Raw genomic sequence first — 16649 nt, 5'->3', positions numbered from 1 at the left:
TGAGAGAGGTCCAGCCAAGGGCGGGCTCAGGCGCAGCGCTCAGCTGCGCAGCAGGCTGTCGGCAGCAGGATCGCGCACCACCTTGAACCAGCGCACGGCGCCGCCCTTGGTGTGCAGCACGGTGAATTCCAGGCCCGCCAGATGGATCTGCTCGCCGCGCTTGGGCACATGGCCCATTTCGTGGGCGATCAGGCCGCCGATGGTGTCGAACTCATCGTCGGGATCGCGGGCATGCAGGGCGACCTCGAAGGTCTCGTTCACATGCTCGATGGTGGTGTCGCCCGCCACGCGGTAGCTGTTGTCGGCCAGGGCGAAGATGTCGCCCTCGTCCTCGGGGATGTCGAACTCGTCCTCGATCTCGCCGACGATTTCCTCCAGCACGTCCTCGATGGTCACAAGGCCCGCCACGCGGCCGAACTCGTCGATGACCACGGCGAGGTGATTGCGGTTGCCCCGGAATTCACGCAGCAGATCGTTCAGGCCCTTGCTCTCCGGCACGAAGGCGGCGGGGCGCAGCAGGGCGCGGATGTTCAGGTCCGGCGAACGCTGCAGCTTGAGCAGGTCCTTGGCCAGCAGGATGCCGATGATGTTCTCGCGCTCGCCCTGGTAGACCGGGAAGCGCGAATGGGCCGTGGTGATGACCTGGTGCAGCAATTCATCGAACGGCGCGTCGATGTTGACCAGGTCCATGCGAGGGGCTGCGACCATGACGTCGCCGGCCGTCATGTCGGCCATGCGGATCACGCGTTCGAGCATGACGCGCGACTCGGGGCCGATGACCTGATTGTCCTCGGCGTCGGCCAGGGTCTCGATCAGCTCGTCGGGAGAGTCGGGGGCCGGGTGGATGAACTCGGCCACCTTTTGCAGGAAGCTTCGCTTGCTTTCCTTCTCGGAAGAGCGCGCAGGATGGGGGTCGGACACTGTCTTGGAGTGCAGGACGTGCGGTAGTGAAACAAGCTGCAAGGATAGCGGATTGCTCCGTCACCCCTGCATGCGCTGCGCCAATTCCCTTGCGGCGTTTTGCGCTTATTCGCCGGCCTGGTGGCGGCCATCCTGCACGCCACGGCGGATTTCCTGCACGTCGGCCAGGAAATCCCAGAACTGCTTGGCCTGCTTCTTGAACTGGTAGTCCACCTCGCCGATGTGCTCGGTCATCAGAGACGCCATGTGCGTGTCGATGCCGGCGGGCGGCAGTTGCAGGTAGGCCTCGGATTCGGAGCCATCGCGCTTGATGGTGGCGCCGGCCTTGCGCGCAATCCTGAGCATGGCCGTGTTCTCCGACAGCGCGTGGATGAACATCATGGACACGCCCTTGGTGCGTGCATGGATCACGGCGCGGTTGAACAGGCGCCCGCCATAGCCACGGCCACGTGCCTGCTTGAGCACGGAGACGCCGAATTCGGCGCAGCTCTTGTGCTCGGGATGCGAGGCAAAGGCCAGGTGCGCCATGGCGATCAGCTCGAGCCGGCGGTTGTAGATGCCGAAGATGTCATCGCGCTCGAAGTCGAGCTGCATGGCATAGCGGCGGACCTGCTCGTCGCTGGCGGCATAGCCGAAGCGCAGGTAGCGGTCGCCTTCATCGAGCTTGAGCAAATGCGCCACCACGCGCTCGCGGTGGGACGGGCCCAGCGAGCGAATGGGCACCATGGACACGGAGCGCCCATCGGGACGGTGCGGCTGGCCTGCGCTCGCACGCAACATGTCCCGGCCGGCCTGCCAGGACGCCTTCAACCAGTCTTTGGATGCATTCATGGCTCAAATATAGGTAAAAACCCGATGTCGAGCAACGGAGATATTGCAATGCAACAAAACCGTAAGGTTTTGGCATGCAAACCAATTTTCCCTCCCTGCACTTCTCGACGGCCAGGCCCCTGTCCGAGCCTTCGTGGCTACAGAGGCACCGCCGTGGTCACCTTCACCCGGTCCATCACGAAGCTGGTCTTGCAGTCCTGCACGCTGGGGTGCTTGAGCAAGGTGTCCATGACGAAGCGCGTGTAGTGCTGCATATCGGCCACGACCACGCGCATCAGGTAGTCCATTTCGCCGGTCAGTGACACGCATTCCACCACCTCGGGCCAAGTCTGCACGCTGGCGCGGAACACGTCCATGGGGTTGCGCTTGCTGGTCTCGGTGTACTTTTCCAGGCGCACGTTGAGATAGGCGGTCAGCCCCAGGCCCACCGTCTCGGGCTGGACCAGGGCCACGTAGCGATCGATCACACCGCCGTCTTCCAGGCGCTTGACCCGGCGCAGCACGGCGCTGGGAGACAGGCCGACCTGCTCCCCGATGACGTCATAGGTTTCCCGGCCGTTGGCCTGCAGGCGGCGCAAAATGGCCCGATCCAGTTTGTCGATGTTGTGCGTGGCGCTCATGGCGGTGGACTCGTAAATAAGTACGGATTTCTTCAGGGTTAACCCGAATTAACCAGTTAAATTGCGATAAACGAAAGAATTCCGCAATTTTCATGCATTTCGCATTTTCCCTCCACGGGCAAACGGCAAAAAGCTGAAGCCCCTCCCGCCTACAGTGACAGCACCGATCGAGAAGACGCAGGCGCCGGCCATGGCGCCCGTCCGACTGTCCTGCATTGAACTGGCCGGAGATCCCCATGAATGCCCCGCTGAACCAGGCTGCCGCCCAGGCCTGCGCGCAAACAGTCAAGCGCCAACGGGACATGCCTCGTCCACGCCTTCCGGCCTGCCCACGCTGCCTATACTGCGGGGATCGCCTCCATTTCGCTTCACGCCATGACGCCCCGCCACGACGCCAACCGCGCCATGTCACGCCATGCCCGTGCGCCTGCGCCAGCCGGCCCGCAGCCGTCGGCCCGGTTGGCGCGGCGCAGCCTGCTGGCAGCACTGGCCGCCCTGCCCTGGCTGCCTGCGGCGGCGCAGGCCCAGCAGCCCTCCGCCGCCCAGACGCGCGATGCGAAGTCCGACTCCCTGACCCTGATCGTTCCCTATGCGGCCGGCGGCCCGCTGGACCGCACGGCACGGCCGCTGGTCGAGGCCAGCACCGCGAAGCTGGGAGCCATCCAAATCCTCTATGTGCCGGGCGACGGCGGCGCCAAGGGCTCCAACATGGTCGCCCAGGCCACGGCCCAGGACCGCTTGCTGCTGATGGGCGCGGCCGCCACCCATGCCGTGCTGCCCTGGCTTCAGCCCCAGCTGGGCTACGACCCGCTGCGCGACTTCCAGCCGCTGGTGCTGGTGGCGCGCATGCCCAATGTGCTGGTCATGCGCAGCGATCTGGCACGCCAGTGGCGCATACGCACGCCGCTGGACCTGCAGCGCTTTCTTGCCAAGCACCGCCAGCCGCTGCGCTATGCCTCGGGCGGGCCGGGCAGCAGCGGCCACCTGTCGGGCGAGATGTACCAGATGCTCACGCGGCTGCCGCTGCTGCACCTGCCCTTCGGCGGCACGCAGCCGGCACTGTCGGCCCTGCTCGACGGCTCGGCCGACCTGCTGTTCGACAGCCTGGCGTCTTCGCTGCCGCACATCCGCGCAGGGCGGCTGCAGGCCCTGGCCGTGACCACGCTGGAGCGCGCGCCCCTGCTGCCCGAGGTGCCCAGCCTCAACGACACGGTGCAGGGCTTCAACATGGCCAACTGGTTCGGCCTGTTTGCACCGGCCAGCTGGCCCGCGGAACAGGCGCAGCGCCATGCCGCCGCGTTCTCGCAGGCCATGCGCAGCCGCCCGGTGCAGGACACCCTGTCCGCCATGGGCGCGCTGCCCGAAGAACTGCAACTGCAGGAGTTCGCGCGCTTTGTGCGTTCCGAGCACAGCAAATACGGCCTGCTGGTACAGGCCGCCCGAATCCGCCAGCTCTGAGCCGCGCAGGTGCCTTGCCTGCCCCCGGCCCGGGGCGGCAATGACAAGATCCTTGGAGAGCACCATGATGAGCACCGCAGCGACCCCCACCTCGTCCCACGCCCACGCCCCCGGTGTGGCACCCGTGGTCTACGGCCAGGCCGACCGCCCCCCGCGCGGCGACTACAGCCGCGCCAGCGACGACTACACCTGCGCGCAGGACTACGACGCCTACACCGAGGCCGACCACGACACCTATCGGCGCCTGTACGAGCGCCAGTCCGCCCTGCTGCCGGGCCTGGCAAGCCAGCACTTCATCGACGCCCTGCCCTCGCTGGGCGCCAAGGACCGCATTCCGCGCTTCGAGGAAGTCAACGAGCGCCTGCGCCGCGCCACGGGCTGGGAGATCGTCGGCGTGCCCGGGCTGATTCCCGAGGTGCCCTTCTTCTCGCTGCTGGCCAACCGCAAATTCCCGGTCACGGACTGGATCCGCAAGCCCGAGGAGTTCGAGTACATCGTCGAGCCCGATGTCTTCCACGACCTCTTCGGCCATGTGCCTCTGCTGTTCAACCCCGTCATCGCCGACTACATCCAGGCCTACGGCCAGGGCGGGCTCAAGGCGGCCGAGTTGGGCGCCTGCGAGATGCTGTCGCGCCTGTACTGGTACACCATCGAATTCGGCCTGATCCGCGAGCAGGGTGGCCTGCGCGCCTATGGCGCGGGCATTCTCAGTTCATCGGGCGAACTCAACTACTCGGTGCGCAGCCCCGAGCCGCAGCGCCTGCCGCTGTCGCTGGAGCGCGCCATGCGCACGCTCTACAAGATCGACAGCTACCAGCACACCTACTTCGTGATCGACGACCTGCAGCAGCTGTTCGACCTCACGGCCGCCGATTTCGAGCCGCTGTACCGCCAGCTGCGCGATCAGCCCACCGTCGCGGCAGATGCGCTGCTGCCGGGCGAGGTCGCTCTGTAGGAATCGGCGCTGCAGGAATCTGCAGCCTGAAGCCGCTCGCGCAGCGCCAGGCAAAAGCGCCAGACGCGCTCGTCGAACACCAGCTGCACGTGGGCCACATCGTCCAGGCGGTGCGCATCCTGCCCCGGCAGCGTGGCCACGGGCGATGGAAAGACGATGTTGTCGCAGCAGCTCCACCAGCAGCTGAAGGGCACGTCCGAGGGGGGCGGCCCCAGGCGCTGCAACCAGGGGCTGTCCGTGCGCATCTGCAGCGCCGGCAGGCCATGGGCGAAGCGCGCCATCCAGGTGCCACGGTGCGGGGTGGCCAGCGTCACCACATGGGCCGCCAGTTGCGGGCGCTCCTGCGCCGACAGTTGCCCCAGCCATGCCCGCACCACCAGGCCGCCCATGCTGTGCGCCACGATCAGCGGAGCGCGCCCCGTGGCCTGGGCCATGCGGCGCGCGCAGGCGTCAAGGTCGGCCACCATGGCGTCGATGGATGCGCCATGCGCCGGCTCCAGCGTCATGGCCGCGCAGGCAATGCCGCCGTCCTTGAGCCGCCGCAGCCAGGGCGCCCAGACCGCGCGGTTGCAGAAGAACCCGTGGACCAGCACCACGCCCACCTGGCCCATCGCACCCACTTGGCCGGTGGTGCCGCCGTCAGGCAAGCCATCGGCCTCGGCACGGGCGCGAAACGGCAGCCGCCAGCCAAACACCTGCACGGCCAACCGCCACTCGGCCAGCCAGGCCTCCGCCACCGCGCGCCATGACGGCACGGGTGCCCCCGCCTTGCGCACCACGCGGCGCATCAGCAGCATCTGCAGGCCCAGGTGCAGGCCCGGCCAGCACAGGCCCAGCAGCGCCCCCGCCAGCGCCAGCCCGGGTGAACGCGGCCACCACCATGCCAGCCAGGCCGCGGCGCCCGCCAGCGTGCCCAGCGCCACCATTTGCAGAATGCGTGCGTTCACGGCAGCCCGTCCCCAATGAAAAAAGAAGCCAACGTAGCACAGGCCCTAGGACAACCCCGTGTAGACCGCAAAGCACCCGCCTGACCAGAATCGGCCGCAGCGGTGGCCGGCCGGCCGGCGCCTGCAACTTCGCTGTCCCCCTGTCTTCCCAGCAACCCAAGGTACCCTGCATGGACGCTGCGCCCTGGCTCAAGAACTATCCCGCCGATGTGCCTCATGAGGTGCATCCCGAGCAATACCGCTCGCTCACACACCTGCTGGAGGAGGCCTTCACCCAGCATGCGGACCTGCCCTTTTCGGTCTGCATGGATCGCTGGATGAGCTACCGCGAGCTGGACCAGCTGTCCACCCGCCTGGGCGCCTGGCTGCAGGGACTGGGCCTGGAGCCCGATGCGCGCGTGGCCATCATGCTGCCCAATGTGCCGCAGTTCGCCGTGAGCATGGCGGCCGTGCTGCGCGCCGGCTACACCTGCGTCAACGTCAATCCGCTGTACACCCCGCGCGAGCTGGAGCACCAGCTCAAGGACTCGGGCGCCACGGCCATCATCATCCTGGAGAACTTCGCCCACACCCTGGCCGACGTGATCGAGCGCAGCGCCATACGCCATGTCTGCGTCACGGCCATGGGCGATCTGCTGGGCGGCATGTACGGCAGCTGGATCACCTTCGCCGTGCGCCACCTGGCCAAGATGGTGCCGGCCTACAGCCTGCCGCTGGACGGCGCCGGCGGCACGGTGCGCGAGGTCACGACCTTTTCCCAGGCGCTGGCGCGCGGCGCCCAGAAAGAGCTGCGGCCCAGCCAGGCGGGGCTGGATTCGGTGGCCTTTCTCCAGTACACGGGCGGCACCACGGGCCTGTCCAAGGGCGCCGTGCTCACCCACCGCTGCATCGTGGCCGCCACGCTGCAGGCCCATGCCTGGTTCACGCCCGCGCTGCATGGCCGCGTGAAGGCCCAGGACACGCACATCATCGCGGCGCTGCCGCTGTATCACATCTTCGCGCTCACGGTGAGCCTGTTTGCCATGCGCATGGGCGCCAGCCTGAGCCTGATCCCCAATCCGCGCGACATCCCCAAGTTCGTCAAGGTGCTGCAAAAACGGCCCTTCCACATCCTGCCGGCCGTCAACACCCTGTTCAACGCCCTGCTCAACAACGCCCAGTTCCGCGAGCTGGACTTCTCGCAACTGCGCGTGTCGCAGGCCGGGGGCATGGCCGCCAGCGAGGGCACGGCGCGCCAGTGGCAGCAGGTCACGGGCAGCGTGATGATCGAAGGCTGGGGCATGAGCGAGACCTGCGCCATCGGCACCAACAACCCCGTCGTCACCACCTCCTTCAGCGGCACCATCGGCCTGCCGCTGCCGGGCATCTCCATCGCCATCAAGGACGACGAAGGCCGCGACCTGCCCATGGGAGAGGCCGGCGAGCTGTGCATCAAGGGCCCCAACGTCATGCGCGGCTACTACAACCAGCCCGACGAAACCGCCAAGGCCTTCACGGCCGACGGCTACATGCGCACCGGCGACATCGGCGTGATGGACCAGGAGGGCTTCACCCGCATCATCGACCGCAAGAAGGACATGATGGTGGTCAGCGGCTTCAACGTCTATCCGAACGAGCTGGAGAACGTGATCTCCATGTGCCCCGGCGTGCTCGAATGCGCAGCCGTGGGCGTGGCCGATGAGCGCCAGGGCGAGGCCATCAAGGTCTACGTGGTGCGCAGCGACCCGGCACTGACCGAGGACCAGGTCATGCGCTTTTGCCATGACCAGCTCACCGGCTACAAGCGCCCGCGCACGGTGGAGTTCCGCGACGAACTGCCCAAGACCAACGTAGGCAAGATCCTCAGGCGCGCCCTGCGCGATCCCGCCTGAAACCCGCACGGCCGCAGCTGTAGCCCACGCGTCAGCCGTGGCTGCCTGCGGCTGTTAGCCTCGGGCAAAAACCGCCTCGCCTCCTCATGACAACCTCCGCCCCAACCAGCGATAGCGCCGCGCTGCCCCCCGGCATGACCGTGCTGGAGCGCGGCTGGCTGTCGGCCAACAACATCGTCTTCGCCGCCGATGCCGATGTCCCTGTGGACGACGGCGCTGCCGTGGTCGATACCGGCTACGTCAGCCATGCCGGGCAGACCGTGCTGCTGGTCGAGCAGACGCTGGCCGGCCAACCGCTGGCACGCATCCTCAACACCCATCTGCACAGCGATCACTGCGGCGGCAATGCTGCCTTGCAGGCGCACTGGCCGCAGGCCAGAACCTACGCCGCACCGGGCCAGGCCGCCTTCGTGCGCGACTGGAACCCCGCTGCACTGAGCTACACGCCCACCGGCCAGGAATGCCCGCAATTTGCGCTGACCGGCGTGCTGCAGCCCGGCACCAGCGTGCGGCTGTCGGGGCGCGACTGGCAGATCCATGCCGCGCCCGGGCACGATCCGCACTCCATCATCCTGTTCGAGCCCGCCAGCCGCACCCTGATCTCGGCCGACGCGCTCTGGGAAAACGGCTTCGGCGTGGTCTTCCCCGAGATCGAGGGCCTGAGCGCCTTCGACGAGGTGGCAGCCACGCTCGACGTGATCGAAGGCTTGGCACCGCTGACCATCGTCCCCGGCCACGGTGGCGTTTTCACGGGCGTCGCCGCCGCGCTGGACACGGCACGCCGCCGCCTGGACGGCTTTGTGCGCGCCCCCGAGCGCCACGCGCTCTACGCGGCCAAGGTGCTGCTCAAGTACCGGCTGCTGGACTGGCAGCGCATACGCACCACCGATCTGCTGGCCTGGCTGGCCGCCACGCCCTACTTCGGCACACTGCACGCAGGCTATTTCTCTGACCAGCCCCCTGACGATTGGGGCCGTGCGCTGGTGGACATGCTCGTGCACTCCGGCGCGGCGCAGCGTGAGGGCGAGTGGCTGGTGAATGCCTGAAGGCCTGAATGTCTGAAGGCCTGAACGCGGGCACACCTGCAAATGCGTCCGGACAGCGCCATCACGACCCATTTCCCGCAGGACAAGGCCAGCGGCCCTGACTAGCACATGGGCATGCCGGCGTCTGTATGGGTTGCCAGCGCCCGGTTCAGGGCTTGTGCTTTTCCGCGCAGCCGATCAGGTGGTTGTAGCTGCTGGACATGCACTGGTACATGGCCTTGGAGCGGCCCGTGGCGGCCTGGCAGTCGGCCACCGTGGCATGGGTGCGCGCCTCGCGAAACTTGCCGGCGGTTGCATCGAACTGCGCCTGGGTGATGTAGCCGCCCTTGACGTTCTTCTGCCCGTTCTCGACCATGGTGTCCACCTGGCTGCGGATGTTGTCCACGGCGGCGGCGCAGTTCAGCGGCACCTCCTTTGAGTCGACCTTGCTGAGGCCCTTGGCCACGCCGTCCGCCATCTCGCGCACCTGCTTGGGCAGCTTCTTCGTGCCGTCGGGGTTGCGCTCCTCGCCAAACCGGCCCGAGCCTGCGCCCGAGCTGCCATTGGGCGATACCTTGATCTGGCCGGCATCGGCCTGGTCGGTGGGCAGCTGCGATCCGTAATGCGTGCGCCCTTCCGCGTCCACCCATTTGTAGACCGGCTGCGCTGCCGCCGTGCACGCCCATGCAAGACCCAGCGCGGCCCAGGCCGCGCGGCTCCATGTTGTTGTCATTGTTGAAACCCCTGCGGTATCCGGGCCGCGGCATGCGGCCCGCCTGTCGGTAACCAAGTGTAGCAACGACAGATGACGCTGCACCCCGCAGGAATGTCAAGTGCGGCTCAGGGCAGGTCCTTGCTGGGGTCGGGCGTGGCTGCGTCGCGGGGGCCGATGGTTCCCAGGCGGCTCTTGAGCGACTGGGGCTGGCCGGTGATGAGCGCCGCGTAGTTGGTGGTGTTGGACAGCACCTTCTTCACATAGTCGCGCGTCTCGGTGAAGGGCACGTTCTCGGCCCAGATGGCGGCGTCGAGCACCGGGCCGTTGCGCCAGTTGCGCGGGCGGCCGGGACCTGCGTTGTAGCCGGCCGCAGCGAGCGCCATGGAACCGTCGAAATCGTCCAGCGCCAGCTTCAGATAGGCGGTACCGATGGTGATGTTCACCTCGCGGTCATTGATCATGGACGGGGAAAAGTCCGTCATGCCGATCTTGCGCGCCGTCCAGCGGGCCGTGGCCGGCATGACCTGCATCAGGCCCGAGGCGCCCACGCCCGAGCGGGCATCCATGATGAAGCGGCTTTCCTGGCGGATCAGGCCGTAGACGTAGGCCGGGTCCAGGCCGATGGAGCGCGAGCGCGCCAGCACCGTATCGTGGAAGGGCATGGGAAAGCGCTGGCTCCAGTCGGCAAAGCTGCGGGTGCGCTCGCTGGTGTTGATGCAGCGGTCCCAGACCTGCTGCTGGCAGGCAAGGTCGGCGGCGGCCAGCAGTTCGCGGTCGCTCATGCCGCCGGCCTGGTGCAGGTTGGTGGCGTAGTTCCATTCGCGCACGCCTTCGCTGCGCAGGCCGTTCTGGATGGCGTAGAGGCCGCGCACCAGGCTGGGGTTGGCGCGGGCGGCGGCCTTCTCCTGTGCCGTGGGCGGCGCAGGCGGCGGTGGCGCCGTCACGCGCTGGCCGATATCCTCCAGCGCCAGCTGCTCGTAGAAGCTGCCGGGGCCGGCCATGTCCTCCAGCAGCTGGCGCGCCTCGGAGCGTTCCTGCTCGCTCGGTCGGCCGGACAGCAGGGCGCGCGCCTTCCAGTAGGTCCATGTGTGTTCGGTGCGCTCGGGCCCCATGGCGTCGATGGCGCGGCGCACCGTGCGCCAGTCGCCGGCGCGCAGCGCGGCGCGCACCTTCCAGCCCAGCAGTTCATCGCTGAGGTCGCCGTCCTTGCGCACCTTGCCGAAATAGGTCGCCGCCTCGGGCTGCAGCTTGAGCGCGGCCTGCTTGCCGATCACACCCCAGGCCCAGTTGTTCTCCTCGGCCGTCAGCCGGGCACCCCAGCCGCCTTCCAGCTGCGTGGCCGCCGCCGCCGGGTCGCTGGAGGCCATGCGGATCAACGCCAGCAGCGCCAGTTCCTTGGGCACGGCACCACGCACGCGCGTCTGCCCGGCCAGGTACTTGGCGGGCGAAGCAAAGACCTGCGCCACCTGGGGCAAGGCCTCGGGAGCGACGATGGCCACGGCATCGCGCGTGGCCTTCTGGCGATTGGCCTCGGCCGCCTGGCGCGCCTTGCGCCAGACTTCGGGTTCGCTGATCTGCTTGGCCGCGTACAGCTCGCCGGCGGCGTAGGTGCAGCCGTCGTCGGCGTCGCGCTGGGCCCACCACAGGTCGCGCACCTGCTGGCCCAGGTTGGCCGCAGGCTGGCCCTTGATGCTGTCGATCAGCAGGGCGTAGCAGCTCACGGAGCGGTCATCGCGCATGCGAAACGCACCGTGCACCTGATCGAACATGCCCCAGTCGCGGCGCTGCCCCAGCAGCAGCAGCCAGTCGTTGCGCAGCCGGTCTTCCTGGTAGGTGCCGGGCCAGCGCTTGAAAAACCCCAGAATCTCATCGGCACTGGCTTCATCCAGCCGGGCCTTGAGTTCCCAGTACGCGGCCCAAGGTTCGAGCACATGGCCACGCGCAGAAGGCAGCAGCTGCGTGAGCTTGGCCTTGTCGCCTTTGCGGAAGGCCTGCTGCATTTCCAGCAAGACATCGTCGCCACGGTTTTGCGCCAGCGCAGGCGTGGCTGCGGTGGTCCAGAGGGAAGCCGCCAAAAGCGGTGTCAAAATCTTCAGCCAGTGCATGGAGGAAATTATCTGATGGACAAAGCAGCCCTGCGCCGCAGCTTGATAGACCAGCGCCTCAATCTTCCTGACCGACTGCAGCGCGCCGACGCGCTGCAACAGGTCATGCGCTTTTGGCTGATACAGCGGCCCGACACCGTGATCGGCGCCTATTGGCCGATCAAGGGAGAGTTCGATCCGCTGCCCGCGCTTCACCGCTGGAAGGAAGATGGCGAGCTACAGGGTACCCCACAAAGGCGCCGAATCGGACTGCCGGTGATTGACAAGCAGCGTAAGACACTCAGCTTTCACGCCTGGTACCCGGGCTGTCCCATGGAAGAGGATGCCTACGGCATTCCCAAGCCCAAGGACACCGAAACCCTGACCCCCACCCTGCTGTTCGTGCCCTGCGTGGGCTACGCGGCCGGCGGCTACCGCCTGGGCTATGGCGGGGGTTTCTACGACCGCACCCTGGCCGAACTGCAGCCCAAGCCCTTCACCGTGGGCCTGGGCTACGGCTGCGGCTATGTGGACGAGTTCGAGCCCGAGCCGCATGACCTGCCGCTGGACGCCATCTTGAACGACCACGGGGTCGTCTGGCCGGTGTAGAATAAGCACCCCCTGAGGCGCTGCGCGCCTTCCCCCTCTCTGCCCGCTTCGCGGGGGAGGGGGACGACACCCTCACTGCGGGGCGGCCCTTGCTCGGTGTCCCTCGCTTTTGGCCGCGCCGGTTTTTAGCGCTGTGCTTCTTTAGTTTGCTGTCTCGCGCTGCGCCTGCCATTGATGCCAGCCGCGGGCTCGCAGGTCGCAGGCGGGGCAGGTGCCGCAGCCGTAGCCCCAGTCGTGCAGCGTCTCGCGCGTGCCCTGGTAGCAGGTGTGGGTGTCGCGCTGGATGAGGTCCACCAGGGTGTCGCCACCCAGGTCGTGGGCCATTTGCCAGGTTTGGGCCTTGTCTATCCACATCAGGGGCGTTTCGATGCGCAGGCGCCGCTCCAGGCCCAGGTTCAGGGCGAGCTGCATGGCCTTCATGGTGTCGTCCCGGCAGTCGGGGTAGCCGGAGTAGTCGGTCTCGCAGACGCCGGTGACGATCACCGACAGGCCGCGCCGGTAGGCCAGCGCGCCGGCCAGGGTCAGGAACAGCAGGTTGCGGCCGGGCACGAAGGTGTTGGGCAGGCCGTCGGCCTGCATGGCGAAGGCCACGTCCTCGGTCAGAGAGGAGCCGCCGATCTGTTGCAGCACGTCCAGCGAGAGGACATGGTCATCGCCCAGGCGCGGTGCCCATTGGGGAAAGTCCCTGGACAGCCGCTCGCGCACCTGCTGGCGTACCTGCATTTCCACGCTGTGGCGCTGGCCGTAGTCAAAACCGAGGGTCTCGACGCGCTCGTACAGGGACAGCGCCTGCGCCAGGCAGGTGGTCGAATCCTGGCCGCCGGAAAACAGGACCAGCGCAGCCGTGTGGCGCGCCGCTGGCGCCTGGGGAGAAGAGCTATCGTTTTGCATGGCACGCATTAGAGCGCGCCCAGGCAGCGCCCGGCTCCTACATGGGTTTTCCTGCCATGCTTGCTAAGCTGTAGGGCCTATCGCGGAGGTTGCGGCCATGCTCACGCTCTATATCGGCAACAAGAATTATTCGTCCTGGTCCATGCGCCCCTGGGTGCTGATGCGCCAGGCCGGCATCGCTTTCGAAGAGGTCATGCTGCGCTTTGACAGCTTCGAGGAGCAGTCCGCCTTCAAGCAGCGCGCCCGCGCGCTCTCGCCCTCGGGCCGCGTGCCCGTGCTCATGGATGAAGGCATGGCCATCTGGGACAGCCTGGCCATCTGCGAGTACCTGGCCGAGAAATTCCCTGAAAAGCACCTGTGGCCCACGCTGGCGCTGAACCGCGCCCGCGCGCGCAGCCTCTGCGCCGAGATGCACAGCGGCTTCGGCGCCCTGCGCTCGCTGTGCCCGATGAACATCGAGGCCCAGCTGCCCGAGGTCGGCGCGCGGCTATGGGCAGAGAACGTCGCACTGCGCGACGATGTGCAGCACCTGTCCGAGCTGTGGCAACCGCTGCTGTCCACGGCCAGCGGCCCCATGCTGTACGACCAGTTCAGCATCGTCGATGCCTTCTTCGCCCCCGTTTGCATGCGCCTGGCGACCTATGAGCTGCCCGTGGCACCGGCCATCGACGCCTATGTGCGCCGCGTGCGCGCCCTGCCGGGCGTGCAGGACTGGGTGCAGGGCGCACTGGCCGAGCATGATTTCCGGCCGTTCGAGGAGCCGTACCGCACGGCTGCGGCGGGCTGAGTGCCGCCTGTCTGCTGCCAGTCTGCCGCCTGTCAGAACGGCTCGGCCAGCAGATGCACCAGGCTGTGCACGCCATCGAAGTAGTTGCCCAGGCGCATGTTCTCGTCAAAGCTGTGCTGGTTGTTGTCGGCATTGACCAGGGGCAGGATGACGAAGGGGATCTTCAGCGCCTGCACGGCGGCGCCCGTGGGCACGGTGCCGCCCATCATGCGGATCTGCACCGGGTCGCTGTCCCAGGCCTTGTTCATGCCCTTGCGCAGCCACTGGCCGACAGGGGCGTCCAACGGTGTGCGAACGGCAGAGCCGGAGGCTGATACACCGCCCAGCTTGAGGGTGGCGAGCCTGGGGTGGCTGGCACGCTGCTCGGCCGTGAGCGGGCCATCGACCAGATGGAAGCCCTGCGCCTCGATATGGGCGCGCAACAGTTTCTCCAGCCGCTGGGGAGGCGTCTCGGGCACGGTGCGCATGTCGATCTCGGCCACGGCCACGGAGGGCACGACGGTACGCGCCTTGCTGCCCACCTCGGCGCTTTGCAGGCCGCGCACGTTCAGCGAGGGGTACTGCATGGCCTCCTGGTAGTTGCGTCCCACGGTCTCGGCCTTCGCAATGCCCAGGCGCTTGCGCAGGGCCGCCTCGTCGTCGGGCACGGCCTGCATCACCTCGCGTGCCTGCGCATCGAACTCGATGCCGTCGTAGTAGCCCTGGATCAGCACCTTGCCGTCATCGCCCTTCATGCTGGCCAGCAGGCGCGCCAGGGTCTGGGCCGGATTGGCCGCGTAGTTGCCGTAGTGGCCGCTGTGCAGTTCCTGGCTGGCGCCATAGACAGTGAGCGTGGCCTGGGCAATGCCCCGGTTGCCGAACACCAGGGTGGGCCGGTTGCTGGCGTGCATGGGACCGTCGAGCACCACCATGGCATCGGACTTCAGCGCACCCAGGTTCTCGCCGATCACGCGGCCCAGCGTGGGAGAGCCCTTTTCCTCTTCGGAATCCAGCAGCACCTTGATGTCCACGCCCGGCTGCTTGCCCTGGGCCTTGAGCGCATCCAGCGCCGCCAGCAGCATGACGATGGGCGCCTTGTCGTCCGAGGACGAGCGCGCAAACACGCGCCACTGCGGATCGGGCTGCTCGCCGTACAGCTGCTCCAGCGGCAGCGCGGCCCAGCGGCCGTCCGGCTGGCGCTGCTTGAGCGTGGCCTGCCAGGGGCTGGCCTGCTGCCACTCCTCGGGCTTGACGGCCTGGCCGTCAAGGTGGGCGTAGAACAGCACGGTCTTGCGCCCGGGCCCAGCCGACGGCAGCGTGGCCATGAGCATGGGCTTGTCGCCATTGGCCAGTTGCCGTACCTCGAAGCCCCGCCGCTCGAAGGCCTTGGCAAACCAGGCCACGTTCTTCTGGATGTCGGCCGGCACATTGGCGTCGTTGGGCAGGGCCAGCACCTCGACCCATTCATGCAGGCTGGCACGGGCCGCCTGCCGGGTGGTATCGGCCAGCGGTGCGGCGCTGGCTGCGGACAGCAGGCCGGCAGCCGCCAGGCCCAGGATCAGGGCGGGAACACGCGGTCGAAAGGACCAAGCCATGGTTTTGTCTCCAAATGGAAAATGGGCATGCGGCGCCCCTCGGCGCCCGGTGCAGCCCGCCATCATGTCACCGCCCAGGCCGTACCATTGCGGGATGAGTGAATTTCAGGTGTACATGGTGGGCGGCGCGGTGCGCGACCGCCTTCTGGGGCGGGCCGTGCATGACCGCGACTGGGTCGTGGTCGGCGCCACGCCCGAGCAGATGGCCGAGCGCGGCTTCATGCCCGTGGGACGGGACTTCCCCGTCTTCCTGCATCCCGAAACCCACGAGGAGTACGCCCTGGCGCGCACCGAGCGCAAGAGCGGGCCGGGCTACCGCGGCTTCGTCGTCCAGGCGGCGCCCGACGTCACGCTGGAGCAGGACCTGGCCCGGCGCGACCTGACCATCAACGCCATGGCCGCCCCCCCGGACTGGGATGGCAAAGGCGCCATCGACGATCCCTACGGCGGCCAGGCCGACCTGCAGGCCCGGGTGCTGCGCCATGTGACCGACGCCTTTCGCGAAGACCCGGTGCGCATCCTGCGCGTGGCGCGCTTTGCGGCTCGGTTCCACGAATTCACGGTGGCGCCGGAAACCATGGCCCTGATGCAAGAGATGGTGGCCGCCGGTGAGGTGGATGCCCTGGTGCCCGAACGCGTCTGGCAGGAGATCAGCCGGGGCCTGATGGAGCGCCAGCCCTCGCGCATGTTCGAGCTGCTGCGCGAATGCGGTGCGCTGGCCGTGCTGCTGCCCGAGCTGGAGCGCCTGTGGGGCGTGCCCCAGCGCGCCGAATACCACCCCGAGGTCGATACCGGCGTGCACGCCATGATGGTGCTGGACATGGCCGCGCAGCTGGACACCCCGCTGCCCGTGCGCTACGCCTGCCTGGTGCACGACCTGGGCAAGGGCACGACCCCGGCCGATGTGCTGCCGCGCCACATAGGACACGAGCACCGCAGCGCCCGCCTGGCCGAAAAAGTGGGCGAGCGGCTGCGCGTGCCCACCGACTGCCGCGAACTGGGCGACGTGGTGGCGCGCGAGCACGGCAACATCCACCGCAGCGGCGAGCTCAACGGCGCCGCCATCGTGCGCCTGCTGGAGCGCTGCGACGCCATCCGCAAGCCCGCGCGCTTCGAACAGGCCCTTGCGGCCTGTGAATGCGACGCGCGGGGGCGCCTGGGTTTCGAGGACCGGCCCTACCCCCAGCGCGCCCGCCTGCGCGATGCGCTGGCTGCCGCGCTGTCCATCTCCACCTCGGACATCGCGGCCCAGGCCGCCGCGCGCGGCAAACAGGGCAAGGCCATAGGCGAGGCCGTGCAGGCAGCCCGCGCCCAGGCCGTGGCCGATTGGCTGGCGCAGGCGGCCTGAGCGCAAAGGCCAC

The 16649-nt window shown here is 67.9% G+C and carries 15 protein-coding genes; 7 read left to right on the top strand and 8 right to left on the bottom strand.

Annotated elements, in window-relative coordinates:
* Positions 1 to 39 precede the first annotated feature (39 nt).
* From DACI_RS06430 to DACI_RS06420, 3 genes are all read right to left on the bottom strand, one after another.
* Positions 40 to 921: an HlyC/CorC family transporter gene (locus DACI_RS06430; RefSeq protein WP_013804259.1), complete on the bottom strand. Its 882-nt coding sequence runs from the start codon at positions 919 to 921 to the stop codon at positions 40 to 42.
* Between the two features lie 105 nt (positions 922 to 1026).
* Entirely contained in the window at positions 1027 to 1752 is a 726-nt protein-coding gene (locus DACI_RS06425; RefSeq protein WP_043780785.1) for a GNAT family N-acetyltransferase, read from the bottom strand.
* A gap of 137 nt (positions 1753 to 1889) precedes the next feature.
* Positions 1890 to 2372, bottom strand: a complete 483-nt coding sequence (locus DACI_RS06420) for an Lrp/AsnC family transcriptional regulator (RefSeq protein ID WP_012203199.1) — start codon at positions 2370 to 2372, stop codon at positions 1890 to 1892.
* 375 nt (positions 2373 to 2747) lie between these two features.
* Between DACI_RS06420 and DACI_RS06415 the strand changes: the two genes are divergently transcribed.
* Entirely contained in the window at positions 2748 to 3830 is a 1083-nt protein-coding gene (locus DACI_RS06415) for a Bug family tripartite tricarboxylate transporter substrate binding protein (protein WP_012203198.1), read from the top strand.
* 64 nt (positions 3831 to 3894) lie between these two features.
* Positions 3895 to 4785 (top strand): phenylalanine 4-monooxygenase, encoded by an 891-nt coding sequence (phhA, locus tag DACI_RS06410; protein ID WP_012203197.1) that lies wholly within the window; start codon positions 3895 to 3897, stop codon positions 4783 to 4785.
* Here phhA and DACI_RS06405 read toward each other — a convergent pair.
* Positions 4734 to 5732 carry an esterase/lipase family protein gene (locus tag DACI_RS06405; protein ID WP_012203196.1) on the bottom strand — a complete coding sequence of 333 codons (999 nt, stop codon included), beginning with the start codon at positions 5730 to 5732 and terminating at the stop codon, positions 4734 to 4736. The genes phhA and DACI_RS06405 overlap by 52 nt on opposite strands.
* Positions 5733 to 5902: 170 nt before the next feature.
* Between DACI_RS06405 and DACI_RS06400 the strand changes: the two genes are divergently transcribed.
* Together DACI_RS06400 and DACI_RS06395 are read left to right on the top strand one after the other, a co-directional pair.
* The gene (locus DACI_RS06400) at positions 5903 to 7603 is read left to right on the top strand and encodes an AMP-binding protein (protein ID WP_012203195.1); all 1701 of its coding nucleotides are present in this window, start codon (positions 5903 to 5905) and stop codon (positions 7601 to 7603) included.
* Between the two features lie 86 nt (positions 7604 to 7689).
* A complete protein-coding gene (locus DACI_RS06395; RefSeq protein WP_012203194.1) occupies positions 7690 to 8649 on the top strand; it encodes an MBL fold metallo-hydrolase in 960 nt (319 codons plus the stop codon).
* A 148-nt stretch (positions 8650 to 8797) separates the two neighbouring features.
* Here the strand turns inward: DACI_RS06395 and DACI_RS06390 are convergent, their stop codons facing one another.
* Both DACI_RS06390 and DACI_RS06385 read right to left on the bottom strand, forming a co-directional pair.
* Positions 8798 to 9361 carry a DUF4124 domain-containing protein gene (locus tag DACI_RS06390; RefSeq protein WP_012203193.1) on the bottom strand — a complete coding sequence of 188 codons (564 nt, stop codon included), beginning with the start codon at positions 9359 to 9361 and terminating at the stop codon, positions 8798 to 8800.
* 107 nt (positions 9362 to 9468) lie between these two features.
* On the bottom strand, positions 9469 to 11448 hold the full coding sequence (locus DACI_RS06385) for a lytic transglycosylase domain-containing protein (RefSeq protein WP_012203192.1): 1980 nt from the start codon (positions 11446 to 11448) through the stop codon (positions 9469 to 9471).
* A gap of 15 nt (positions 11449 to 11463) precedes the next feature.
* On the opposite strand from DACI_RS06385, the gene DACI_RS06380 reads away from it, so the two are divergent.
* On the top strand, positions 11464 to 12036 hold the full coding sequence (locus DACI_RS06380) for a 5-formyltetrahydrofolate cyclo-ligase (protein ID WP_012203191.1): 573 nt from the start codon (positions 11464 to 11466) through the stop codon (positions 12034 to 12036).
* 141 nt (positions 12037 to 12177) lie between these two features.
* Here the strand turns inward: DACI_RS06380 and queC are convergent, their stop codons facing one another.
* Complete coding sequence (gene queC, locus DACI_RS06375) at positions 12178 to 12927, bottom strand: 7-cyano-7-deazaguanine synthase QueC (RefSeq protein ID WP_192812309.1); 750 nt, start codon at positions 12925 to 12927, stop codon at positions 12178 to 12180.
* Positions 12928 to 13024: 97 nt separating this feature from the next.
* Between queC and DACI_RS06370 the strand changes: the two genes are divergently transcribed.
* A complete protein-coding gene (locus DACI_RS06370; protein WP_012203189.1) occupies positions 13025 to 13714 on the top strand; it encodes a glutathione S-transferase family protein in 690 nt (229 codons plus the stop codon).
* 32 nt (positions 13715 to 13746) lie between these two features.
* On the opposite strand, the gene DACI_RS06365 is transcribed toward DACI_RS06370, so the two are convergent.
* Positions 13747 to 15288, bottom strand: coding sequence for a M20/M25/M40 family metallo-hydrolase (locus tag DACI_RS06365; RefSeq protein WP_012203188.1), 1542 nt, complete (start codon positions 15286 to 15288; stop codon positions 13747 to 13749).
* A 94-nt stretch (positions 15289 to 15382) separates the two neighbouring features.
* On the opposite strand from DACI_RS06365, the gene DACI_RS06360 reads away from it, so the two are divergent.
* Positions 15383 to 16636: a multifunctional CCA addition/repair protein gene (locus tag DACI_RS06360; RefSeq protein WP_012203187.1), complete on the top strand. Its 1254-nt coding sequence runs from the start codon at positions 15383 to 15385 to the stop codon at positions 16634 to 16636.
* Positions 16637 to 16649 lie beyond the last annotated feature (13 nt).

This window comes from Delftia acidovorans SPH-1, from assembly GCF_000018665.1.
Lineage (GTDB): Bacteria > Pseudomonadota > Gammaproteobacteria > Burkholderiales > Burkholderiaceae_C > Comamonas > Comamonas acidovorans.
This window is presented reverse-complemented; position numbering and strand designations above follow the sequence as displayed.